General features: G+C 45.1%; 17 protein-coding genes and 2 riboswitches. Of the genes, 8 read left to right on the forward strand and 9 right to left on the reverse strand.

Features of this window, described 5'->3' with window-relative positions:
• Positions 1–144: 144 nt before the first annotated feature.
• A riboswitch (glycine riboswitch) is annotated at positions 145–239 on the reverse strand.
• Between the two features lie 262 nt (positions 240–501).
• Positions 502–1,959: a glycoside hydrolase family 1 protein gene (locus MHI21_RS19690; RefSeq protein ID WP_342418768.1), complete on the reverse strand. Its 1,458-nt coding sequence runs from the start codon at positions 1,957–1,959 to the stop codon at positions 502–504.
• 216 nt (positions 1,960–2,175) lie between these two features.
• Between MHI21_RS19690 and MHI21_RS19695 the strand changes: the two genes are divergently transcribed.
• The 4 genes from MHI21_RS19695 (at position 2,176) to MHI21_RS19710 (ending at position 7,085) form a co-directional block, all read left to right on the forward strand.
• Positions 2,176–3,147, forward strand: a complete 972-nt coding sequence (locus tag MHI21_RS19695; RefSeq protein WP_165179209.1) for a LacI family DNA-binding transcriptional regulator — start codon at positions 2,176–2,178, stop codon at positions 3,145–3,147.
• Between the two features lie 233 nt (positions 3,148–3,380).
• A complete protein-coding gene (locus tag MHI21_RS19700) occupies positions 3,381–4,223 on the forward strand; it encodes a PRD domain-containing protein (RefSeq protein ID WP_165179208.1) in 843 nt (280 codons plus the stop codon).
• Between the two features lie 230 nt (positions 4,224–4,453).
• Positions 4,454–6,310 (forward strand): beta-glucoside-specific PTS transporter subunit IIABC, encoded by a 1,857-nt coding sequence (locus MHI21_RS19705; RefSeq protein ID WP_341163269.1) that lies wholly within the window; start codon positions 4,454–4,456, stop codon positions 6,308–6,310.
• 259 nt (positions 6,311–6,569) lie between these two features.
• On the forward strand, positions 6,570–7,085 hold the full coding sequence (locus MHI21_RS19710) for a thioredoxin family protein (RefSeq protein ID WP_341163268.1): 516 nt from the start codon (positions 6,570–6,572) through the stop codon (positions 7,083–7,085).
• A gap of 196 nt (positions 7,086–7,281) precedes the next feature.
• Here MHI21_RS19710 and MHI21_RS19715 read toward each other — a convergent pair whose 3' ends face one another.
• A complete protein-coding gene (locus MHI21_RS19715) occupies positions 7,282–8,640 on the reverse strand; it encodes a sugar phosphate nucleotidyltransferase (protein ID WP_341163777.1) in 1,359 nt (452 codons plus the stop codon).
• 160 nt (positions 8,641–8,800) lie between these two features.
• Between MHI21_RS19715 and MHI21_RS19720 the strand changes: the two genes are divergently transcribed.
• Positions 8,801–9,496, forward strand: coding sequence for a response regulator transcription factor (locus MHI21_RS19720; protein ID WP_023990005.1), 696 nt, complete (start codon positions 8,801–8,803; stop codon positions 9,494–9,496).
• 42 nt (positions 9,497–9,538) lie between these two features.
• Here the strand turns inward: MHI21_RS19720 and MHI21_RS19725 are convergent, their stop codons facing one another.
• Genes MHI21_RS19725 through MHI21_RS19735 form a run of 3 tightly spaced genes read right to left on the reverse strand, consistent with a single transcriptional unit; the run spans position 9,539 to position 16,199 of the window.
• A complete protein-coding gene (locus MHI21_RS19725) occupies positions 9,539–13,969 on the reverse strand; it encodes a hypothetical protein (protein ID WP_342418769.1) in 4,431 nt (1,476 codons plus the stop codon).
• Positions 13,970–14,019: 50 nt separating this feature from the next.
• The gene (locus tag MHI21_RS19730; protein ID WP_342418770.1) at positions 14,020–15,753 is read right to left on the reverse strand and encodes an ATP-binding protein; all 1,734 of its coding nucleotides are present in this window, start codon (positions 15,751–15,753) and stop codon (positions 14,020–14,022) included.
• Positions 15,750–16,199 (reverse strand): hypothetical protein, encoded by a 450-nt coding sequence (locus tag MHI21_RS19735; RefSeq protein ID WP_023990008.1) that lies wholly within the window; start codon positions 16,197–16,199, stop codon positions 15,750–15,752. Before MHI21_RS19735 ends, MHI21_RS19730 begins: the two co-directional genes overlap by 4 nt.
• Positions 16,200–16,244: 45 nt before the next feature.
• Between MHI21_RS19735 and MHI21_RS19740 the strand changes: the two genes are divergently transcribed.
• Positions 16,245–16,949, forward strand: coding sequence for a response regulator (locus MHI21_RS19740; protein ID WP_069290230.1), 705 nt, complete (start codon positions 16,245–16,247; stop codon positions 16,947–16,949).
• Here the strand turns inward: MHI21_RS19740 and MHI21_RS19745 are convergent.
• The 4 genes from MHI21_RS19745 to MHI21_RS19760 are packed head-to-tail and all read right to left on the reverse strand — an operon-like array spanning position 16,917 to position 21,389.
• Positions 16,917–17,828, reverse strand: a complete 912-nt coding sequence (locus tag MHI21_RS19745) for a glycosyltransferase family 2 protein (RefSeq protein WP_341163265.1) — start codon at positions 17,826–17,828, stop codon at positions 16,917–16,919. The two genes, MHI21_RS19740 and MHI21_RS19745, sit on opposite strands and share 33 nt — an antisense overlap.
• Positions 17,788–19,014 carry a glycosyltransferase family 4 protein gene (locus MHI21_RS19750; RefSeq protein WP_341163264.1) on the reverse strand — a complete coding sequence of 409 codons (1,227 nt, stop codon included), beginning with the start codon at positions 19,012–19,014 and terminating at the stop codon, positions 17,788–17,790. The genes MHI21_RS19745 and MHI21_RS19750 overlap by 41 nt, the downstream gene beginning before the upstream one ends.
• The gene (locus tag MHI21_RS19755) at positions 18,998–20,263 is read right to left on the reverse strand and encodes a transporter (RefSeq protein ID WP_342418771.1); all 1,266 of its coding nucleotides are present in this window, start codon (positions 20,261–20,263) and stop codon (positions 18,998–19,000) included. The genes MHI21_RS19750 and MHI21_RS19755 overlap by 17 nt, the downstream gene beginning before the upstream one ends.
• Positions 20,264–20,267: 4 nt before the next feature.
• On the reverse strand, positions 20,268–21,389 hold the full coding sequence (locus MHI21_RS19760; RefSeq protein ID WP_342418772.1) for a glycosyltransferase: 1,122 nt from the start codon (positions 21,387–21,389) through the stop codon (positions 20,268–20,270).
• A 397-nt stretch (positions 21,390–21,786) separates the two neighbouring features.
• Between MHI21_RS19760 and MHI21_RS19765 the strand changes: the two genes are divergently transcribed.
• Both MHI21_RS19765 and tenA read left to right on the forward strand, forming a co-directional pair.
• Positions 21,787–23,508 (forward strand): NAD-dependent malic enzyme, encoded by a 1,722-nt coding sequence (locus tag MHI21_RS19765; RefSeq protein ID WP_342418773.1) that lies wholly within the window; start codon positions 21,787–21,789, stop codon positions 23,506–23,508.
• A gap of 92 nt (positions 23,509–23,600) precedes the next feature.
• A riboswitch (TPP riboswitch) is annotated at positions 23,601–23,703 on the forward strand.
• A gap of 137 nt (positions 23,704–23,840) precedes the next feature.
• On the forward strand, positions 23,841–24,530 hold the full coding sequence (gene tenA / locus MHI21_RS19770) for a thiaminase II (protein WP_209949759.1): 690 nt from the start codon (positions 23,841–23,843) through the stop codon (positions 24,528–24,530).
• Positions 24,531–24,561: the final 31 nt, after the last annotated feature.

Below are 24,561 nucleotides of genomic sequence, written 5' to 3' on the forward strand. Positions count from 1 at the left end.
CAGCATATTAGAAAACAAAAAAGAGTCAAATCCGCTGATTCGACTCCTGGAGAGGTTAAAGGCACGAAAAAATACAACCATCTTGTGCAGGTTTCTACCTCTAATAGCTCATAAAAAAGCCTAGGGCATTCCCTGTCACAGGTTATTCGCGTCTCTGTCCTTTTGCCTGAGAGTTTAAGCAGATGTTATCTGCGGTGCACCTTCGGCGCCCAATTAAGGGTCTCTCCAGAGTTCTGTCCGTTTACGGTCCCCGCTTGTTGCTGTAATCAGCCTAAGCACCTGAGAGTTTTGCCCCTTCGGTCGGAACCTTCGTTCCATCTCCCGCAAACATCAACCAGACATATGAAATTTTTATTCATTATACAGAAAACTTTCAGCTTATTACAAGTGAAAAATTTGTGAAGCCCTCTGAAATATTATTATTGTGTCTATAAAAAAGCGGGTACAGCAGATTGCATCCTTAGGATGTCCTCTTCTATACCCGCCCGAGATGATATGAAATTACAATTCTTCACCATTGGTTGCTATCACATTTTTATACCAGTTAAAAGAGTCCTTTTTGGAGCGTTTGAGCGTTCCGTTACCGTCATCATCCAGATCGACGTAAATAAATCCGTAGCGCTTGGACATTTCGGAAGTAGACATGCTCACAAGGTCGATAGGGCCCCAGCTGGTGTAACCAATCAGATCAACACCGTCGGCAATCGCTTCCTTCATTTGGGCAATATGCTGACGCAAGTAATCAATGCGATACGTGTCATGCACAGAGCCGTCTTCTTCCACCTTATCATACGCACCCAAACCATTTTCCACGATGAACAGCGGCTTTTTATAGCGGTCATAAAACGTATTCAGCGTAACACGCAGGCCGATCGGATCGATCTGCCAGCCCCAGTCGGAGGACTGCAGATACGGATTTTTCACGCCACCAATTAGGTTTCCTGCTGCTTTTTCGCCTTCTGGACCTGCAGATACGGTCAAGGTCATATAGTAGCTGAATGAGATAAAATCAACCGTATTATTTTTCAATATTTCGGCATCGCCTGGTTCTGTGTGTATTACAACATTATTTTCTTCAAAATAACGATTCATGTAGTTAGAATATTCCCCACGGGCATGCACATCCGTAAAGAACAGGTTCATCTGATTTTCATGCTGGGCTTTCAGTATATCCTCTGGGTTACACGTATGTGGATAGCTTTCAATACGTGCCAGCATACAGCCGATCTGAGCGCCCGGGATGATCTCATGTCCCCGTTTGGTCGCCAGTGCACTAGCTACAAATTGATGATGCAATGCTTGATATATCGCTTGTTGTTTGTTTTCTACACGGTCAATAACCACACCGCCACCGGTGAACGGACTCATGGTCATTACATTGATTTCATTAAAGGTCAGCCAGTATTTTACTTTATCCTTATAGCGCGTAAACACCGTTTCGGCATAATTTACGTAATGCTGTATGACTTCACGTCCCAGCCAGCCATTATACTTCTGAGTCAGACCTAGCGGTGTTTCGTAATGTGACAATGTTACCAAGGGCTCAATATTATACTTGCGCAGCTCATCAAATACATTGTCGTAGAATTGCAATCCTGCTTCATTCGGCTCGGCATCATAGCCATTCGGGAAAATCCGCGACCAGTGGATGGACATACGAAATACTTTAAAGCCCATTTCAGCGAATAATGCAATATCTTCTTTGTAATGGTGGTAAAAGTCTACACCTTCACGCTTTGGAAAACGTGCATTGACTTTGCCTGCCAAAATGTCTTCGAGTCGTTCGGACGAAATCTCTATAGCGTGATCGTTCTTGCGCTCTGCTTTGGGTACATAGGCAACCATGTCTGCGCTGGACAATCCTTTTCCATCTACGTCAAAAGCGCCTTCCAATTGGTTGGCTGCGGTTGCCCCGCCCCACAAGAAGTTTTTCGGAAACCCTTTTAGCGTCTTCGTCATAGTATAAAAACCTCTTTCCGTATTTAAGATTTTTACTTTGGTCAAGTCATCCCATCAAGTACTGCAAATATGAATCAATACCTAACGATAACCGTTCTCCTTTGAAATGCATTGACAGATACTTTAAAATAAACGTAATGCCTTCATAAGCATCCTAATCGTTGTAACGCGTTTCATGTCAAGAATTTATTTTTTTCTTATGTGAGGAGAAGCACCATGTCGAATCTTGATCAAATTGCAAAACTGGCGGGCTTTTCCAAAGCTACGGTATCCAGAGTATTAAATCAGTCCCCCCATGTTAGTCACGAAACAAGAGCTAAAATTTTGAAAATCATGCAGGAATTAGATTATGTTCCTAATCGAAATGCCATTTCTCTATCCAAGGGTCAGACGCTTCAGATCGGTATCATTACTTCAACTATTAATGAAATTGTTCTCGCTTTTCTGGACAGCTTTGTGGAAGTAGCGGGCCAATATGAATTTCAAACCATTATTTATACTTCGGGAGAAGACAAAAAGAAAGAGCTTCAAGCCTTTGAGGACTTAAAAAGAAAAAGAGTCGATGCGCTGGTCATCATTTCCTGCGTGAATGACACTGATTTTTTGAGCACCTATTGCAAATATGGCCCGATCGTGTCGTGGCAACGAATGGAGCATACCGATATTCGCTCCGTCGCTATGGATCAGTATGAAGGATATATGTTAGCGCTCAAACATTTGATACAAAAAGGCTATACTCGTATAGCCAATGCTTTTGGCCGTCCGAGCAGCATCAATACCCATAGTAGACAACGAGCCTACGAACAGATCATGAGTGAGCACAATCTGCCAGTGTTGCAACACTGGAATCACTCTTCTATTTATAATATCCGTGATGGCGAACAGGTCGTACGGAATTTGTTACAGCATCGGGACGAATTCCCAGAGGCTATTTTATGTGCTAATGATTATGTAGCAGTGGGCATTCTCTGCGAAGCACGCAGACAAAAACTGAACGTACCGGAAGATCTGGCAATTGTTGGATTCGATAACACGGAGCTGGCGCATACACTGGGGATTACAACGATTCAAAATCCTATCATGGCTCAAGCACAAAATGCCTTTTTCATGCTTTCCCCTCAGCTGATTGGACGCCAAATGAAGCTTCATTCGCTAGAGTACAGCCTCATTGAACGTACGACTACATAAGGTAACGATTTACTTGCAAATTAGGCAAAAGGGCCTTGATATGAAATATTTTTTGTCGAAAGAGAATAAAATATGTTGAAATCGCTTTTTTTTGTGCTACAATAGCACTATATCGAAGGATTGTGACCGGTGATGCGGGCAATGCCTGAGTTCAATTGAGTGCTATTGCTAACAATAGTATTGAATTGTGCTTAGGCATTTTTTATTGGTAAAGGATGGGAGGGGGAACTTCAATGATTATTGAGAAGGTGCTCAATAACAACGTCCTATTGACTAAAAACGATAAAGGTAAAGAGGTCATCGTGATGGGAAGAGGTATTTCCTTCAAAAAGGTGGCTGGCGATCAAGTCGATGATGATAAAATAGATAAGATTTTCATGTTAAATGAAAACGAGTTCACGGCTAAATTAACTGAGCTGCTGAACGATATTCCAGTGTCTCATCTGGAGGTCGTGAATGAAATCGTAACCCATGCAACGGAAGTGCTGGATACGGAGTTAAGCGATAATATTTATTTAACGTTGACCGACCATATTCATTTTGCCATACAACGGCAAGAAAAAGGACTGGCACTCCAAAACGCGATGCTGTATGAAATTAAACGCTTTTACAAAAAAGAATTTGCAGTTGGACTGGATGCTCTCCAAAAAATTGAAAATACGCTCGGAGTAAAATTGGGCGAAGATGAAGCGGGATTTATTGCATTGCATATGGTGAATGCACGAATCGACGGTAACGAAATGAAAGCTACGCTGAAAATGACTGAGATCGTCCAACATATCTTGAACATTATTACGTACCATTACGGGATTGTGCTGGATGAGTCTTCTTTTAGCTATTCAAGATTTTTGACACATTTGCAATATTTTGCGATGCGAGTGATTCGCAAAGAAGTCATTCACAGTGGCGAAGAATTTTTGTACAACCAGGTGAAGCAGACGTATACCGAAGCTTTTGCTTGTGCTCAAAAGATCAATGAGTATCTGGAAAAAACATACGATCAATATTTAAGCAAGGATGAATACGTATATCTAACTATCCATATTCATCGGGTAACTGAGCGTAATAACATATAAGACTAACAACTTCATACTTTCATCGTTCATGGATTGTGACTGGTAAGGCAGGCAAAACCTAAACTGATGGTGAAATCGACGTTCCTCTATAGGAGAGTGCGTAGTTTTCACCACGAGTTTAGGTTTTTCTTGTTTACGAGTTTAAAAAGATGCACGCCGGCGCATCTTAGCAACAGCTGTAAACAGTAAACCCTATCAGTAGCAAGAATAACCCATAAGGAGTTCTGAATATGAGTGATAAAGAACTATCTAAAAAAATAGTGACCCTCGTTGGTGGCGAAGAGAATGTCAATTCGGTATTCCATTGCGCTACACGCTTGAGATTTAAATTAAATGATCGTACAAAAGCAGACAAAGCCGCACTGGAAGCAACCCCTGGTGTCATTACAGTAGTGGAAAACAGCGGCCAGTTTCAAGTGGTCATCGGCAACAATGTAGGTCAAGTGTTTGAGCATATGATGGCAGAAACAAATTTACAGGATGCAGATAATCCAAATGCGAAAAAGGAAGATTCTTCCGAAAAAACGAATTTTCTTGGCAAAGCGGTCGATATCATTTCCAGCATTTTTTCTCCCATTCTCGGTGCTCTTGCCGGGGCGGGTTTGCTTAAAGGACTACTGGCGTTAATTTTATCTTTTCAATGGATTAATGATAAAAGCGGTACGTACCTGATCCTAAGTGCAGCTTCCGACAGTGTTTTCTATTTTCTACCTGTGTTTTTGGCTATTACATCGTCCCGTAAATTTAAGACAAACACCTTTGTATCGGTGGCAATCGCCGGAGCTCTGGTCTATCCAGCAGTTATAGCGGCGGTAAGCAATCCAGAAAGATTGGCGTTTCTAGGTATTCCGATCATTCTGATTAATTACAGTTCCAGTGTCATTCCAATTATTCTTGCGGTCTGGGTTCAGTCCTATGTGGAGCGCTGGTTCAATTCCTTTATCCATCAATCGGTTAAAAACATTATCGTGCCGATGCTTTCGCTCTTGGTCGTTATTCCGTTAACATTTCTGGCCTTTGGTCCAGTAGGTAACCTGATCAGTCAGGGCTTGGCAAACGGTTTTACATGGGTATACAACTTAAGTCCATTGATCGCTGGGGCTGTTGCCGGGGCATTTTGGCAAGTATTTGTTATTTTCGGCGTACACTGGGGCTTCGTTCCGGTCATGCTGTCGAATATTGCAACATTGGGCTATGACACGATGCTTCCGATGCTTACAGCAGCCGTACTTTCTCAGGCTGGTGCAACATTGGGGGTATTCCTGAAATCCCGGAACACTCAGATGAAGGCTTTGGCAGGTTCCTCTACACTGGCGGCTATTTTCGGGATTACAGAACCAACAATTTATGGCATAACTTTAAAATTGAAAAAACCGTTCATTTATGCTTGTATTTCCGGGGCAATCGGCGGGGCGATTATCGCTTCTGGCGGAGCGCACGCACAATCCTTTGCATTACCGGGTCTACTGGCGTTGCCGACTTATTTCGGACCTGGATTCTTGTGGGTAGTCATCGGTTTGCTCGTTGCCTTTGTACTCGCAGTTGTGTTGGTTATGATTTTGGGCTTTGAAGATCCAAAAGAAGAAACTGCAAAAACAGAAGCTGCACCCGTAAAGAAAGAAGTGGCAATCGAGAAAGAAATTCTCGTAAGCCCACTGCAAGGTAAAGTATTGCCTTTGGAACAATCTTCTGATGTTGCTTTTGCTTCAGGTGCTATGGGAAAAGGAATCCTCATTGATCCTACAGAGGGTGTGCTGACATCTCCTGTCAATGGAACGATTACAACAGTATTCCCGACCGGACATGCAATCGGTATTACTTCCAATGACGGAGCAGAAATTCTGATTCACGTGGGTGTGAATACAGTGAAGCTGAAAGGACAATTCTTTGACAAGCGCGTCAAGGAAGGCGATATGGTTAAGCAAGGACAATTGTTGCTTGAATTTGATATCGAGCAAATTAAGGCGGCAGGCTATACTACAGCTACACCAATTATCGTAACAAATTCCGCTCAATACCTGGATGTGTTGAACACAATGGAAACTGAAGTGAAGCGTGAGGATTACTTGTTGACTGTAGTGGTCTAACATTTAACTTTCAGACTAGAGCATTTTGCATAAATCCCAGGAACGTTTTCAAATCACCAGTATATAGATCGAAACGCTTTAGTTCGTCTATATATTGTACTTACAAGCGTTGGGAATCGAATTATGCAAAATGCTGACTAAAGAAGCTTTCCCAACAATGGAAAGCTTCTTTTTTTATACATAATGAGACAAGTGTTACAGCTAAAAATGGAAATATCATTTACTGTAAGTGTAAGATTGTAAAAAAAGGAGGATTTCTGTGAAAAAAGGATATATCGCCGGGTTAAGTGTCATTGTATTACTTATCATTGGTATCGCTATTTCAGCTGTAGCTAAATTTCAAGACCTGGAGCAGGTTGTTCAACAAAAAGACAAAGAAATCCAAGCGAGCAAAAGCAATTACCCGGAAATATATGACCACTTGAATGCGGTTACAGTTGATGGTTTTAAGCGTTTGATTCAACAGGATCAAAGTGTATTTGTCTATGTCGGCAGACCGAGTTGTGGCGACTGCAATCGGTTTGAGCCTAACTTTAACAAGATGATTGAGCAGTATAATCTAGGCTCTAAAATTACTTTTTTGAACGTTCACAAAATCCATAAGGACAAGTCCCAATGGAATAAATTCAAAGAGGATTACAACGTTAAATACACCCCCACCATTGCAGAATTCAGAAACGGCAAACTGGTTGATAAAATAGAATGGACACCTAAAAGAGACCTCAGTACGGACGCCGTAAAAGAGTGGCTGACTTCCAAGAAAATTATTTTATAAGTCTCTTTTCTATTCCTTTTATTACAAACACAAAGAACTGTTTATGCAAAAAAGGTATTCATGTCTATAATGCATGAATACCTTTTTTAGGAATGTACAGGTCATCTAAGCTCTAATAAAAAATAGTTCCTCCTACTCTTCACTGCGTTCTGATAAACGCTCATTCATATCTATCAGTCCCTATAATGGTAGGCACTTATAGAGTATGGTCGTCAATCGAATCAGGAAATTCATATCGGATAATATCTGTTTCGGATACGATATGTCCGATTTGTGACTCAATGAATTCTAAATCTCCCTCTACTGCCCCTATAAAATGCTTTGTACCGGGTTCTACGACGATAACCTCACCTGGGCTGACTATCTGTGTCACACCATTGATAGAGACACTTCCGGTTCCAGAAACTATGGTCCATACTTCTTTACGGTACTGGTGCTCATGATAGCTGATAAATCTTCCGTTCGATATGACCACGCGTTTGGTCACTGTCTGCAATCCACTTGCCGCCTGTTGATGGGATAATACAGTTTGCTTTCCCCAGAAGCGCTCCTCAAAACGCGGGCCGATTTCAATTTCCGCCACCATATCCTTAATTCCTGTTGACGACTGTCGGTCCGTAACCAGCACGCCATCTGGACCAGCAACGACAATAATGTCCGGGACATTCCAGATGCTAACCGGAATCTCCAGTTCATTGATGATATGCGAGTCATGTGAAGCCTCTGAAATATATCCCGGGCCACTTAGCTTCGAACTTACTTCCCGCACCAACGAATCCCATGTGCCCAAGTCTCTCCACTCTCCATGGTATGGAAGCACTGAGAGCTTATGAGTATGCTCTACTACTGCAATATCGAAGCTAGTTTTAGGCAAGTCTGCATAATTTGTCGAAAGAGAATTGTAGTCGGCTGGTAAACCCATTTGCTCCAGAATATCCAACAAAAAGCCCAGTCTAAAAGCAAACACCCCGCAATTCCATAAGGCCCCTTCGCGGATCAACGCTTCTGAACGGATCAGATCCGGCTTTTCTACAAATGAACTAACTCTATAATATGGCTGGTCAAGTGAAGAAGAGGCTGAAGGCACAATATATCCGTATTTATCAGAGGGCTCCGTTGGCGCAGCCCCCATTAATGCGATATGGCTTCCTGATTGCTCTAATATTGAAGGAAGCCTGCGCAGATGTTCAAAAAATTCATCCCCCGCATACCCGTCCACAGGCATGACCCCTACGATCTCGTCGCGTGATGCGCCTGCAACGTCATGCAAGTAGGCCGTAGCCAGGGAAATGGCCGGGAAGGTATCCCGCTGAGTAGGCTCCTCAATGACTACAGCACCTCCGCCAATTTGCCCCCGGATCAGCTCGGCCTGAGTTCCACTCGTCGAAAAATAGGCCTCATCTGCCAAATTCGCCTCATCTAATTGCCTCCATATTCGTTGCAACATGCTTTCTGGACGTTCATCATGACGTAAAATAGAAAGAAACTGCTTGGGGCGGTTCACATTGGATAAGGGCCATAGACGTTTACCCGAACCTCCAGATAATAAAATCATTCGCAAAGATGCAACCTTCTTCCTCTAAATTAATATTTTTCTTTCATTATAGGACTGTTCGATTTTCGCATTTCTGCCGAATACATAAGTATGTATTATTGTGGAAAATACATACTTATGCACTGCTATTGTATCTTTGTCTGTACAGGAGATGTCAGTCATGCCCATAAAAATACTCATCATTGAAGATCAAAAAAGTTTGGCAGATATGATTGCTCTTCATCTGCAGGAGGAAGGCTATCATACCGAGCTTATTTATGACTCTAAACTTGCAATTCCTACACTTATGCGTTTTAAGCCCGATATTATTGTGACCGCTCTAATGTTTTCCGGTAAAGTCGAATGTGCGCTGATCAGCCAAATCCGTCAATTTACCACAGTCCCTATGCTGGTCATCTCTAATAACACCCTGCTGAATATAAGAATAAAGGCTCTGGACGACGGAGCAGATGACTTCTTATGCAAACCATTCAGCCTGATAGAGTTAAATGCCCGCATCAAAGCCCTGCTGCGCCGCTGCGGCCCCAACATGCCCATTGAATCGCAAACGGTAACTCAAAAGCTTAAAAAGGTAAGGGTTTGGGTGAATGATTACCGTCATAGCCTGTTAGTCGATGACCAAGAAATAGAAGTCACTCAAATTGAATTTTCCATTATAAAAGAGATGTCCTGCAATCCAGGTAAAGTCTTTACCCGCAGCGAGCTGATGGATCGGATCAAAGGCGGAGATGGCGCTTATCTGGATCGTACCATCGACGTACATATTTCCAGCCTTCGCAAAAAAATAGAACGTGACCCTAAAAATCCTCAGCATATCCGTACCGTCTGGGGCAGAGGCTACAAATATGAGATGTAGCCGTATCATGGCTACCTATTTCCCCACTGAGCAGCTTGCTTTTTATGGAAGATTTCGCTTCTTCCATCGCCGATAAGGAAGAAAACAAGCTGCTCCACCCAGTATCCCTATGAGGAACAGTACCCAGCCGAAACGGTAGGCGGAAGCCAGAATAACGACGACTTTCCCGTTCCCGTTACCATTGGTAATGAATCCGGTAGTCACTCCATTGACGGACAGACGGGCTCGCTGATTTTCGCTACCTAGCCTGAACTCCCACAGTGGATTGGGTGATTCGGTCTCCCGGATCAGCACCTGTTCATGCGTTGGATTATATAGCGTAAAACTGCGTTCCATGGAATTTTCACGAGTTGCCTGAATGCTCTCCGATGCATGTGGAGCCATAAAAAAGGTATCCATATCCGTTCCCTCAAACAACGTAAACTGATCCACTGTAATCATGGCTTGATAAGGGATGATGGAATATTGCTTCATTTGAAATAAGCCTGACTGCTTCTTGTGCGCATGCGCCAAAATCTGAAACTGAATCAAGGCAGTTCCTGCCGGAGCCTTCACAATTTGATCATAATGATTCCATTGTTCCTTATCTCTCTCCTCCACCTCATCAATATAGGAGGTTTGGAGAACCTGGGACGCTTTATTCAAAAAAATGACCTTCATATGCCGACTTCCAATTTGTTCTGATCGCGCATCCAACTGAACGGCATACTCTTGCAGCGGCTCTGCCTTCATTTTCTTGGACGCATAAATATTCCAGTCACAGGAATAGCTAGGTGCGTAACGGATAGAGAGTCCTTCGTCCTTGATTGACAGATTCGTCTGCCCAGGTCGAATATCCGCCACACATCCGACATCCGTCGTGCTCAATGATTCCTTCGTATCCTCCCCCGGCATCACCGTCACTTCCTGCGCAGCCATTCGATGAATATCTCCAAAACGGCTCAATGACGGCACCTGACTATCCAGCACAAGGGTTAAGCGATACTTCCCCTTGGTTAGGAACAGATTTTTAAATTCGACTCGGCCGTAGTCGTTCAGCAGACCGGGAATTTGTATGATTTTCTTTGCAAAACCATCCTGATTGGGCACCGTTTCAATAACCTGCTTTTCGGATAAAGAGGTAGCAGGTAACCGCTTATACGACTCCTCCGTACGAATCGTTCTGGTCAGCACCTCTCCCGTCTCTTCATTCATCCACTTCATCGTTAATGACCCATGGTACCCTGCAGGTAGATTAGCCAAAATAGCTGTGGCATAGGTTCCCGTTTTTGCGACTTCCACATCCCTGCTTAACGTCCCCTTCTGATAGCTGATCCCCCGCCCCATACTAAGTCTTGGTAAAGCACGTTCCGTCTGCACATTGCCTTGGGCGTTAAAATCGTTCTCTGCCTCCAAGGTGAAAAAGAGCTTGCCCCGCTTCAATGCCTGCTCCACTGGAAAAGATAGCTGATCTAGCTGATCCACAGGCACAATCGCAAATTTATTGACCGCATTAAAGCCTTGCAGGTTATTAACCGTGACTGGAGTATCTCCTTTGGGAAAAACATGTTCTCCCAGGTCCACCCATTGAAATTGGTTTAAACTATCATCCTGAGTCTTGATACTAACCTCTTTGTCCGGCAGTGTGACTTGTAATTTCCCGCCTGCCTTATTCATAAACACTCTGGCATATACATGCGAGGTTTGAGGTTGATCCAGTTTTTTGTGCATCGTAAACGTGTTAGGCTTGCTATATTGCCCCAAATCACGCAGCTGGATATCATGAATCCACCAGTAATTTTTTTGCTGTGGACGCTGTAGGGTTAACAAATCCATTCGCATCCAATAGCTGCCGGGCGGCGACACGTATTCCCCGTAAAATTTCACACTGTCAAAATTATATCCCTCCGAAGGCGCCACGACATAGCTAACCCCCAGTTCACGCATTTGCTTATCGTAAAATCTCATTTTCACATGCATTTTGTTCGTCCCGCGACCGGAAACAGTAATTTGGAACTGATACGGATTATTTTCCTTGGCTTCCAGCAAACCCGATCTAGCGACCTGCCATATATTACTCGGGTCTCCCTTCATAATTTCGCCGTGCAGAGTTGGCACATCATTCAATTCCTCACGGGGATTAGCCTGCACACTGAACAACTGCGGGTTATCCGGCTTGAAGAAGGTTTCGGTCCGCAACATGGAATCAAAGTCCACGACCGTCTTCCCATCGATGCTGCTCATCTGATACGGGGCCACATCCAGCTTCTTACTGGCAAAGGTGACCGCAATCCCTGCATCCATTTCCATATCGAACGGAAAGTTCCGTATATTTTGGGAGGATAAATACCATAACCAATCGTTAGTCGAGGCAAAGGTTTTGGACCATTTTAAAAAGGCATTACCATCCTCAATAGCATCAAAAGGCCGTAAGTAATCCTCTGCTGGAAGCTGTGACAACAACAAGTCATTAAAGGACGCCGCTTCCACATAATCCCCTTTGTTAATCGTCTGGATGGTTTTTAGCTCAGGCTTTAACGCACTGAACAGCACTCCAAAGCGGCTAAAATCAAAACCAGGCAGATGGCTGTAGCTCTCCAGTCGGCTAAAACCGTAAGGTGTTACAATTTTACTCGCAAGGATATTCATATAGGGCGGTGTCTGATCGAGATTGAATATGGAAAATAGCCCGTTCTGGTACGTACGTTTCAGCCCAGTCTGACCTTCCAGCTGAGACAGGTGGAAATCCTGCCGCTTCTCCTGCCCCACATATTCATCATGGTAGACCAACTGATTGACCCCAAAGGTAGAGAACAGCCAGCCTAATCGGGAGCTTAATCCATTGTCCATGACATACTGCAGAAAATTCATATAGTATGTAATGCCGGGATCATTCCCCTCATGATGAAAAATCGTATTTTTAGGAGAAGAGTATACCTGAAAATCTCCGGTTGCCTTCTCGTTTGCGGTCTTCCCTTTATTCCATTTGGGCGTGGCTACTCCGTTATAGCTTTGAATCATATTGTCAGCAATCGGAAAGTATAATGCCTTGCTATCGAAACGATCTGGGTCAGTCAGCTTTTCAGCCATTTGACCATAAGCCTCCGGCACTTGTACCGGCTTGTAGTACCCCTCAATGAACTGAGTACGCAAGGGAGCAAAATATACCCCGAGGCACAAGACAACGATAATAACTGCCAGCCTTTTATATACACGCTGCAACGGGGATGATCCGAACCATTCCATAAATTGAATAACACCAAAGGTCAACAACACCCCGAAATTAAGGGCAATCAGTCCAATAAATTTGTTAGGATCACGGAAAACCGAACCAATCACAGGGGTTTTCGTAACCAAAATGACAAACCACTTGGCAATGGATGGGAACGTCGTCCCGGTAGCTGCAACCAGAAACAGCAACGTAAGTAGCGAGAAGATTAGAATGATCGGATTTTTATATGAACGTGTCACCATCGCATACCCGATCAATAGCAACAAAAATCCCCCTCCTACATAAAACATGCTAGGCAGTGAGGACAAGGAAAACATGGGCCACCAATAGCTCAGTAAATAACCCACATTATATAAACTGCTGTTGCGGCTGAACAGAGACAACGTATCCACGACGTTGATATTATGCTGAGACGCTTGAGCGTCCATCAACATGCTACCGACATATAGAGACAACCAATAAAAACTGAGCAGACCGAAAAAGACGCCAAAAATGATCCCTTTACGCAAAAAATTGCCGTATAACGGCTGCAAATAGGTGCGACCGGCCTTACGGTGGGTCCAGGTCAACTTGATCAATAGCAACATGGTGAACAAGCCCAAATAAATCATGCCGAAGAAAAAATAATGAATGGCCGCAGCACTAACAGTGAATACCGCAGCCAACAGAAACAGGTCGATCCAGTTCCGCTGATACAACTTGTGGGGATGATAGTTTTTTATTTGTTGAATTTGAAATTTGGGGTCCACCGCACTGAAAAAGAATCGCAGCATTAACGGAAACAAACTATATCCACAGAGCAAATAAATATGCTGGATGCGGAAAATAACCCACGGATTCAGCGCATAAAACAACGAGCCGACCATGATGGCAAAAATACGGGTCTTCGTAAAGCTTGGTGAATAATACACGCTGACCAATCGCTTGGCAAAGGCATACATCGAAAATGCCGAAACAAATAACAAGCCTGTAATAAACGACTTGAGCAAGACCGGGCCGCTTTCGTCAAATAAGAGTGACAGTCCATAGAAGGGCAAGATGTACAGGATACGTGGAGCATTGAACAAGGTCGAGGTAGACCATCGCTCGTTCCATACCCCGGTTATTTCCTCCAGATACCGATGAGAGGTGGCTCCAAAAGCAATGTCGCTAAACACAATTTGCCCTGGTCCATAGATGGGTGCAAGATATGCAACAATCGCAATCAGCATCAACATCATTGCCGCCATATCGTAACGGTAGCGAAATATCCATTTTTTCATGCTTGTCCCCCTCTCTTAAACTTCTCGTATATCTGTCGGTTATCTTGGCCCTATCTTCTCAAACGAACGATTGCCTGCAAGCCCTGGTCGGTATTACGCAGCTTTAAACGACCGCCTATGGTCTTCAGGTATGCATCCATATGATACAGGCTGAACGTATGCTCCTGCGAGTTTTGGGAATAGTCTGGCTGAAAATAACTCCAACGCATTTTATCATCAATCCCGCCGCCCGTGTCTTCAATGATAATAATAATTTCTCCTTCTTCCAGCCGTGAACTAACCTTGAGCACTTGAGATTGCCGTTTGGACCGCAGACCTGTTCGGCCCTTTTCCTGATCGTCAGGCTGCTCTTCACCTTGGCCCATGGCCTGCACTGCATTTTCCAGCAGCCCCTGAATCGTTTTGTACAGCATGGGTGCTTGTGCTGCAATGGATGGAACAGGCTCTTGCCGCAAGATCACTTGAATGTTCTTCATGTTCAATGAACGGTTCGCCCATTTCAGCGACTCAGACAATACTTCATTCATATCTGTAAAGCTAATTCCACTATTATCATGCATCTTCTCTTCCAGCTCATCGCGCAAGCTACGAACTCCCGTCAGTAACTCTCCCAGTGAGGATTCCTGTCTGAGACGACCCTGGATGAAATTTTCATTCAACTCGCGAAAATACTCCAGTTCCTCATGAGAGGCTCCTTTTCCCTGACTCGAAGCCGCTTCAAAGCGGTTTGCTAGATCATGATAAAATCCCAGTAGCTTCAAATCATCACCGCCTGTGAGACGGCTAGTCTGCTCTTGCAGCTCTTGTAGTTGCTGCTCAATCGTCTGCATTAACGGCAAATAATAGGTGTCCTGCTGCTGTCGCATATCTTCATCTCGCCGTTGGTCACGCACCTGATTGTTCACGATGGCATCCTTTACAATCCGTTTGCGGAACTGTATGAGCATGGCCCACAGAATGAACAATATCAAAACCATGACCATCCATAACTGTTTGCGAAAGGAGTTGATTCGCTGAGCTGTATCCTCACTGACATCCTTAACCGATATGTAAAGGGCCTCTTCCCCAATGCGGCTGAATCCTATTCCGTGTTTCTCTCCGCCATCTTCGATGATACCTGTATTGCCTTCCAGCAACCTACGGGTTACGCCCGTGATGTCCGTTCGGTTAATATCCGAAGTACTTCGGGAAGCTACGACCTTAAATTGACCGTTATAAAATAAAGTCTCATGCTGGTTAATCGGTTTACTTTTAATAATCCCGCTGAGCATATCAGCGTCAACCGTGCGCACCATAAAACCGCCCAGCTGCGCCCCTTGAATCCTGCATGCTATATACTGGGCAGGCTGATGATCCTCTGTCACAAAAGAGCTTACTGCACAACCATTTTGCAGCCATTTAATCTGCTGGACTACACTTTTCATCTCACGATTGTCTCGTCCGACCATCACATGATACTGCTCATCCAGCACATAAAAGGCCCCGCTTTCACGCTTAAAACCCTCAGGGTACTGGCGTGTTCCCTGATTCAGCATATCTCTGCCCAGACTGGACGACAGCTCCTTCAGTTCAGCCTGCCATGCGGCATAACGCTCGGTTATGCTGCTAGAAAGTTCCTGTACCTCATACTGGAGCTGTTCGTTCTGAATCTCCGCCAAGTGAACACTGAATTGTCGCACGACAAACCATTGAAGCACAGCGGCCAAAAACACTGTCACACCCAGAACGATCAGGTACAGGATCAGCTTTTGCCAACCTGGTTTCAACAAAGCCCATTGTTTCATGCTTCCCTGTCCCCTCCATTTTGTTCAAGACGGCTCAAAATAGCCTGCATCAGGCATTCCAGCTCGTAGCTGACCAGCGGTAGCCGTGCGCACAGCAACCGGGGAGTGCGACGCTGGAGGGCAGCAAACCTCGCAGCGGTTTCCGTTGCCCCGTCCGTCAGTAGGATCAACTCGCATGTTTTTGCGATATATAAGCGATCCAGCTCTTCCTCGCCGTATTCTCGCAGATCAACAACGTAAATATCATGACGATCGTCCATATGCTGAAGTGCGCTGGAGACAGCCAGGGTTACCCCTGTATGCCGTGCAGCATGATACTGATGAAGGAGACGCATACCTTTTTCCCAGAGGGCATGTTCAGCCGAATCAAATCGTTCACAAAAAAGACGCAACGCCCGTTCTGTATTGACATCTTTCAAAAATGCCAAAACGCTGATATTATACATGTAGTTCCTCATTTCTTACTTCCTGATTGGAGTTGCGCAGTTCTTATGACACCCCAAAACATTCTATTTGTTGACGACAGCCCTATGGTTCTGTCCCTGCTTGAACGGACCTTGACGCAAGAAGCATTTACCTTACATACCGCTCACACACCCAAAGAAGCCTTACAAGTGCTGGAACAGCACCCAATTGATGTGGTCGTTTCCGATCTGCTCATGCCTGGTCTGGATGGGATTACCTTCCTTCGCATGATTAAGAAGGATTATCCACATATCGTACGAATCATTTTGTCTGGTCACCTGCATACGCAGTCCATTTTATCGGCGATTAATCAAGTCGGTGTGTTCCGTTTTTTGACGAAACCGCTGGAGCTGGATGATGATACGCTAAAAAAAATACTGTATGAGGCGCTTGATCAGGCCAAACTCAACCGAAATAGCCTGCATGCAGAACAGAACGTAGCTTCCGACCTGTCAGCATTTATAGACAGCATTTTGAACGCTCCGTACCGACCCTATGTGCTGCTGAATGAACAAGATATCGTAACCGCTGTACACATTGCACTCGCTGAGCTGTATCCTGTCGGCTGCTCACTACGTCATCCTGACGGGGAAGGTATTCAGTTAACCACGCATTCATTATATATACCGTATGAGGAGTCGGAATCTTCCGATCCCGACTTGTACACGCTGGATACACTGACCCTCGGCCATTCATCGTTACGCCTTATCCGCCTTAGCGAGATCGCCTGAGTGACGGGTGCCGCCCTTTAACACGGCGGCTACCCCAATCACAGTCAGGCATACATACATCCACAACATCCCCATCGTCAGCAAGGGGTGACGGATATAGCTTTTCATATTCCCCCATGTATACAGCACCGGACGGAAGAAATACCAACGTTCCAGCGCCTTTCGCAATCCGCCCTCTTCAGATGACATCGTACGATCCATCACCGAAAAGTAGTAGGCTTTTTTACGTAATACATCGTGCAGATACACCTGTTTTTCATCATGGTATACCCGTGTAAATACCGCCCGGCGAATAACTCCGCCAGACTCTATATAACGCAAGGTTGGCTGTATTTCTTCAAAAGCAATCTGCTCCGCATTAAAACCGCCCGTCGATTCATAAGCGCTCATTCGCCAGAAGCGTGCCGCTTCAATGGAGCGTTTTCCCAAGGTCTCACCCGCATTGTTAATCACATTTCGCTCAAAAACTTTCACTTTGGAAAAAAAATTGTCCGCTTCCGAATACGCCTCCTCCGGAATGACCAAGGCGCCAATATCCTGATGATCGTTAAAAAAGTCGATGCTCTGCTGAATCAGATGTTCGGCTAAAATCATATCGGAATCCAATACAAATATGTATTCGGCCCCCAAGTGTTTTGCTTCCTCAACCGCCCTGACCCTAGCGACTCCCCGCTCCCCATGGGGAAGCTCCAGTACCGTTACGGGTACTGAACTCCCTGCCGACAGCATACGAATCGTCTCGACGGTCCGGTCATTGGAGCCATCATCAGCAATTACAATATGCAGATCCTTGTAATTTTGCCCCATACAGCTTCGCAAACAAGGCTCTATCGTCCGCTCATTGTTGTACGTGGAGAAGAGAATGACCACTTTGTCCACTCTGTTCCGCCTCCTCTACCCAATCTTCCATCAACTGCTCAAACGCAGCAGCCGTATGATCAAAATGGAATCTTAACGCATATTGATACGCCCGCTCACGGATGGCCATGTAATCTTCGCCGCCCTTCGCTGCTCTTTCCATTTGTTCAGATAATCCCCGGATGTCGCCGTGAAAGCATAGATACCCGCTTTTTCCGAAATCCGTTGCATCCACCAGCCCCGGTGAATTGCTGACAATGCTGGGCGTTCCAACGGCTGCCGCTTCGGTAATCGTCAACCCCCAGCCTTCACGCAAGGAAGGAAACACCAGCGCGTGGGAACGACTCATCAGCTCCAGCTTATGCTCTGCTGAAACAAATCCGTAAAAGGTAATATCGGCTTGCGATTGCCCCTGTTCATCCGGTTCTCCGTATGTTAATCCATATCGTTTCATAATCGGCAACAATTGTTCTGCCACATAGGTTTTATCGGTTTTTCCGGCAATCCATAACATAGCCTGAGGGAACTTTTCCTTGAGCTGCCCAAAGGCCTCAACAACCAGATCAATGCCTTTATATTTGACGAAGCGCCCAGCATACATGAAGGTCGGATTAGGCTCCTTCGTTAAAAATTGTTCGCGCGGCCAATGATCAAACTCAATGCCTTCCGGTAAAAGATGGACACGATCCGGGTGAAAGCCCAGCTTAAGTAGATCGTATCGAGTAGACGGAGATACCGTAAGCGTCCGATCCTTACGAGCCAGCTTAAGCATCAAGGGCTCCATATGAAACCCAATAACATTTAGCGGGAATTTGGCGTTCTCAAACCATATCTCCCTTGTTAGCTGATGTATGAAAAAGATCCGCTTGGATGCCTCCACCCAAAATCGGGTAAAGAATTGATGCGTATTTGCCTGGTTAATCACATAATCGATCTTCCTTCGATGACGACGGTAATAGCGCATCGCATAATAAATAACACTGTATATGTTCCCTTTTCGAATATACGTAATACCGTCAATAACTTCATGCTCAGACATCCCCTCAAATTGAGGTGAAAAATGAATGAATTGGAAGCGGCCTTGCTGTGAGCGTTTAAGCATTTCGTGGGTGAAAATTTCTGCTCCCCCGCTTTTAGGTGAACGAATGTCACGCCAGGAAAGCAATAGAACTACGGTTTTACCGTCCTGTTCATGTATGGTATTCATGGGGTAAATCCCCCTTTATCTTTATTTTGAACAAATGCACATAGGCGTCTATCACAAAGTAGAGAGCCATAGCTCCGTAAACAATGAACTCAGATAGCAAAAAATCTACCGGGTCTGTGTGGGCTATATGAAAGGCTACTAATAAGGCCGCGGCTCCTGCCATCAGACTAAACATAAATTTGCGTCTGCCCACCAATACGTGCACATGCACAAAAAACAGTACGATGGAAAATAGCCAGTACACCCATCCTCCCCATGGAATATAAGTCTTGGCCGATTGGTAAGAGGCTCCGAATAATATGGGAATAGAGGATGGGAACACAAAGGTCGTGCCCACATATACACAGATCGCGGCTACAGCCATTAATCCGGCATAGACGGCAATCAACTTGCCCAAAGCTTGGCGGTCATGCCCCTGCGCACCGATCTTTGGAATAAAGGCAGCAATGAGGCTATACGAAACGTAATAGACCAACTGGCTGTACTTCAGCGCAATGGCATAGCTGCTGGCCTGCTCGGGAAAGTAATGCTGTACATACAACATGTCGATGGAGATGCAAAACAAAATAAATAAATTCGTCATAAGGCTATCGGTGAAATCCTGACCCAATGATTTCCATAGCCCAGAAGGGATATGTTCTCCACTGTATGTGAAAAGGGACAAGCCGCGAGCCGAAACGATCCAGCCGTGGAGCAGCGACAGCAACATTCCTCCACAGCTCGCTAACAGTAGGGCTTCCAGCTTTAACCCCAGTGCAGCCAGAACAAAAAACAGGCTCAGCTTCCCTAATACCTCAATGTAATAGTTCACATTGAGCGCCAACATGCGTTCCCTGCCCTGTAAATCTCCGCGGCACGAACTCACAAGAATATGCAGTCCGATCAAGCCATACAGCATGAACAGCGGGCCGGATTCGACGCCTAATAGCGAACGCAGTAACGGATGAAAGATGAGTAAAATGATCATGGCAAGCACGGTTAGCACCAGAGGTGCTTTGAGTAATAGAGAACCGAGCGGTAAGCTTCGTAGCGCAAGCTTTTGGTCTCCCTTAGAGACCAGTTTGGCAGTTAATAGCTGGATGGATAAACCCAAAACGGATAAAAGCGCAAAAAGCGCCAGCAGCGCATTCGCCTGGCCATAAGCTTGTCCGGTAAGATACCAGCTCGCTGCAATGTGGAAGAAAAAATTAAATCCGTTAAGCAGCACATTAAAGAGAGGAAACATCAACGATCGTACTCGGTTGTTCACGTTGTTATCTCACCCGCCGATCCAGTCGCCAAATATCAATGATGGAGCGCAAAAAACGAATAGAATCCTTCCAGACATGGATGTGCGAGCCATCCCTGTCAATACATTTGACGGGTAATTGCAGCACACGAAGCTGGAGTCGCTTGGCAATAAACATCATTTCCAAATCCAACGCCAGTCCGAGCTGTTCCTTTAAATGCGGAAACATTCGCTTCACTGCAACCGAACTCATCACTTTAAGCCCAGTCTGGGAATCCACCACACCTGTGGGTAAAAAAGGACGGGAAATGACTCGCTTACCAAAGCTGACGACAGATCGCAATAAAGATCGATTCTCAGCGGTCATATCCTTGGTTCCGATCACGACATCATAATAGCCCTGCTGAACAACATTAATCATTCTGGCAATATCCTCAATAAAAAAGGAGTCATCTGCGTCCACAAATACGTAGTAATCCGCACCAATGGTCCGCATCCCTTCCAGATACGTCCCTGCCTTACGTGTATTGCGTCCCAATTCCCTTGTTTGAAGCAGCGGGCTAAGATTCTGATTAATCCGGTTTACGGACAAGTCCGTGGCTGCCTCCAGCGCTTTAATCAAGGCATTCGTACCATCGTAGCTGCCATCATCAATGAGATAAATCGAACCTTCAATAATATGGCTGCGGATAAAGACCTGCAATCGTTCAGCAAAGGTTTTGACATGAACAAAACGTTGCTCTTCGTTATATACAGACAAGATAAATGCAATATGTTGGCTTTTGGTCGAATACTCGGGATAGAGCAAGCTTTGTATTTCCGAGAGCATTTCTTCGTTGTCATTGGCTTGCCAAAATAGCAGCCGCAAACGACCTACTCCGATGATTTGCACCATATGCTGATCACTGAACGGAAATGTTACATCCGTCACCAGTAACAATGGCATTTGCGGAAATTGGCTACGGATCTGATTGGCTTTCCGTACTGCCTGCCCCGGCTCCCTATAATCAATCAGGCAACAACATGCGTTCTCGTAGACTGAAGCTGCCTCCGTGTCCTCGCACTGTATAAATTGGTAAAAACAAATCACATTGGGATAATCAATAGCCCTGTCATTATCGCTAAAAATGGCTATAGGTCCCTGCACACAAACCTCTCCTTTTCCTCCGAATAGTTCTATTTTGTTGAAAAAGAATTAAGAATGTTTGCTTATAGGGATTAAATTAATGTCCAAATGCTTCATATTTTCTTAACAAAATAGCTGACACTCCATGATATATATGGAGATAAGAGAAGAAAAACTAATTTTCATATTTGATAAAAACAGAGCACTTAGACCTGATTCATTAGAACCAAAGTCATCAGGAATGGTTAGCGAGTCTATATTGAAAGTTAGTTCTTTTATATCGTTAGAAAGAAACAAATATGGTTATTTTGTCATAGATAAATGCAAGAATAAAACATATTTGCACGTCCATACTATGGACAACATGTCATCTTTCGTTATGAATAGTTATGAAAATGAAGAGAAGGAAGGTCTTTCTATGGAAGCATTTTATGTCAATCGCGATGGGTCATTATCTACTCCATTACGGGGAAAGGATGTGTTGGCAAATCCCCTTTTGAACAAAGGTGTCGCTTTTACAGAAGAAGAACGCAAGGAGCTGGGTTTGGAAGGAATCCTTCCTCCAACCGTCCTTTCATTGGAGAAACAGAGCGTACGGGCATATCAGCAGTTTCTGGCACAACCCACCATGCTGCGAAAAAATGCTTCTCTCAACGACCTTCACAACCGAAATGTCGTACTCTACTACCGGCTGCTAACCGATCATTTGAGTGAAATGCTGCCCGTAGTCTACACGCCGACCGTAGGAACCGCGATTCAAGAATATAGTCACGAGTACAACCGCCCTGGAGGCATATATTTGTCGATAGATAACCCGAATGGCATTGGACAAGCATTCTATAATTCCGGTTTGAGCGGCCATGATGTGGATCTGATCGTCGTGACAGATTCCGAAAGTATTTTAGGGATTGGTGACTGGGGAGTCGGGGGGATTAACATTGCTATCGGCAAGCTTGCAGTGTATACGGCTGCGGCAGGCATTCATCCCGGGCGGGTGCTGCCAATTGTACTAGATGTAGGTACAAATAATGAAAAGCTGCTGAATGATCCACTGTACATCGGAAACCGCCATAAACGGGTTCGCGGAGAAGCCTATAACCAGTTTATTGATACTTTTATCAGCAAAACGTTAGCGCAATTCCCAAAGGCGCTTTTACATTGGGAAGACGTGGGCAGCGTAAATGCACGCCATATTATAGGAAAATACGGTCAAAGCATACTCACCTTCAACGATGATATACAAGGTACAGGAGCGGTGACCTTGGCTGCGATTCTTTCGGCGGTGGGTGTCACCAAGACTCCGCTGCGTGAACAAAAAATACTTGTTTTCGGCCCAGGGGCAGCAGGAATCGGTAATGCTGATCAAATTCGGGGTGCTATGATCGAGGACGGCCTTTCCGCAGAAGATTCCTTCAAGTCCTTTTGGGCCTTTGATTATCGCGGGCTGTTAATGGAAGATATGGAAGACGTATTGGAATATCAGAAACCGTATGTGCGCAAAAAGGATGAAGTCAGCTCATGGACCCGGTCGGGTGACGGCAAAATACCACTGCTAGAGGTCATCCGTCAGGTGAAGCCTACGATATTGATTGGAACTTCCGGTGTAGCAGGTGCCTTTTCTGAAGAGATCATCAAGGAGATGGCAAAACATGTAGAACGCCCGATCATTATGCCCATGTCCAATCCTACAAACCTTGCAGAAGCAGTACCCGAGGATTTGATCCGGTGGACCGATGGCAAAGCACTGATTGCAACCGGAAGTCCTTTTGAGCCCGTCACCTATAACGGTACGAAATTTGAGATTGGACAGGCGAACAATGCCTTTGTTTTTCCGGGACTGGGTCTGGGTGCGATTGTGGTTAAAGCCAAAAGGATTACCCCTGCGATGTTTACAGCGGCAGCAGTTGCTGTTGCCAATGGTGTAGATTCGAATACGCCTGGCGGTGCGCTACTCCCTCATATCCGAAAATTACGCGAAGTTTCGTACGCTGTTGCGATTGCGGTTGCAAAAGCCGCGATACAGGATCAGGTAGCTCAGGCGCACATTTCAGATGTGGAACAAGCTATACGAGATGCAATGTGGAAACCGGAATATGCCAAGGTCAAAGCTGTGGAAAGTGTAATTCATCACCCTCACTAAGCTCAAAACACCTAACTAGAGGAAATTTCATATTTTGCACACTATGTTTGACATAGCGTATGAACGTATGTACAGTAATAGTCAAAAGAATAGAAGTCCACTAGGGGAGCCGCTATGGCTGAGACAAGAACGTATCTTGGACCCTTTGAACCTGATCTAGTTCGTACTAGCGTAGGAAAGTGGAGCCTTCGTATATAAGGTTTCAAGCGTTTTTTGCGTATTGGGCCTATTGTTGAAGCCGCTCCCATTTTTCCGGGGCGGCTTTTTAGCGTTGTTCCGGAATTATATTCTTACAGGACTTCTTGCTCTTCAATTTGATGGAGGTGGGGAAATTGAGTTTTACACAAGAACTCCGTCGGCAGGCGGACGGCATTTTTCAAGCGATTTTTGAGCACCCCTTTGTGAGAGGTATTGCTGAAGGAAGTTTGACAAGGGGACAGCTGATTCACTATGTAAAACAGGACTTTGAATATTTGAACGCCTACATGCGGATATACGGCATCGCAATCTCCAAATGCACCAATCGGGAGGATATGGCTGTATTAAATGAACAAATCTCTTTTATTCTCCACAGCGAGGTTCATCCGCATCAAAATTTCTGTGCTGTCGCAGGGGTGACCTATGAAGAGTTGCAGGGATATCCGCTCGCTCCGTCGGCTCATCACTATATCCGTCACATGCTGACGGTTGCGCATGAGGGTAGCCTGGGCGAGATCTTGGCTGTGCTGCTGCCATGTATGTGGACGTATGCCGAGATTGGTCGCAGGCTGCTGGATGAAGTAAAGCCGGATGAGTCTCATCCGTTCTATGAATGGATTGGCTTCTATGGAGACCAGCTTGATGATACAACACTCAAGTTCCGAGAACGTGTAGATGCTTGGGCGAAAGACGCAACGGCTGCTGAGCGGGAGCGGATGATTGAGCATTTTATACTGAGCTGCCAGCTGGAATATAAGTTCTGGGATATGGCTTATAAGCAGGAAGAATGGCCGGTCCAGATGCAGGCAGCGGTCTTGGAATAGTCAGCCTGGCGATTCGATGCGTGAAGTACGG

Origin of the sequence: Paenibacillus sp. FSL H8-0168 (genome assembly GCF_038592955.1) — a bacterium.
GTDB classification, from domain to species: domain Bacteria; phylum Bacillota; class Bacilli; order Paenibacillales; family Paenibacillaceae; genus Paenibacillus; species Paenibacillus polymyxa_B.

Excerpts from the sequence above, each read along its gene's own strand:
- MHI21_RS19690 (WP_342418768.1), bottom strand. The coding sequence starts at position 1,959 with ATGACGAAGACGCTAAAAGGGTTTCCGAAAAACTTCTTGTGGGGCGGG.
- MHI21_RS19695 (WP_165179209.1), top strand. The coding sequence starts at position 2,176 with ATGTCGAATCTTGATCAAATTGCAAAACTGGCGGGCTTTTCCAAAGCT.
- MHI21_RS19700 (WP_165179208.1), top strand. The coding sequence starts at position 3,381 with ATGATTATTGAGAAGGTGCTCAATAACAACGTCCTATTGACTAAAAAC.
- MHI21_RS19705 (WP_341163269.1), top strand. The coding sequence starts at position 4,454 with ATGAGTGATAAAGAACTATCTAAAAAAATAGTGACCCTCGTTGGTGGC.
- MHI21_RS19715 (WP_341163777.1), bottom strand. The coding sequence starts at position 8,640 with ATGATTTTATTATCTGGAGGTTCGGGTAAACGTCTATGGCCCTTATCC.
- MHI21_RS19720 (WP_023990005.1), top strand. The coding sequence starts at position 8,801 with ATGCCCATAAAAATACTCATCATTGAAGATCAAAAAAGTTTGGCAGAT.
- MHI21_RS19725 (WP_342418769.1), bottom strand. The coding sequence starts at position 13,969 with ATGAAAAAATGGATATTTCGCTACCGTTACGATATGGCGGCAATGATG.
- MHI21_RS19730 (WP_342418770.1), bottom strand. The coding sequence starts at position 15,753 with ATGAAACAATGGGCTTTGTTGAAACCAGGTTGGCAAAAGCTGATCCTG.
- MHI21_RS19735 (WP_023990008.1), bottom strand. The coding sequence starts at position 16,199 with ATGTATAATATCAGCGTTTTGGCATTTTTGAAAGATGTCAATACAGAA.
- MHI21_RS19740 (WP_069290230.1), top strand. The coding sequence starts at position 16,245 with ATGACACCCCAAAACATTCTATTTGTTGACGACAGCCCTATGGTTCTG.
- MHI21_RS19750 (WP_341163264.1), bottom strand. The coding sequence starts at position 19,014 with ATGAATACCATACATGAACAGGACGGTAAAACCGTAGTTCTATTGCTT.
- MHI21_RS19765 (WP_342418773.1), top strand. The coding sequence starts at position 21,787 with ATGGAAGCATTTTATGTCAATCGCGATGGGTCATTATCTACTCCATTA.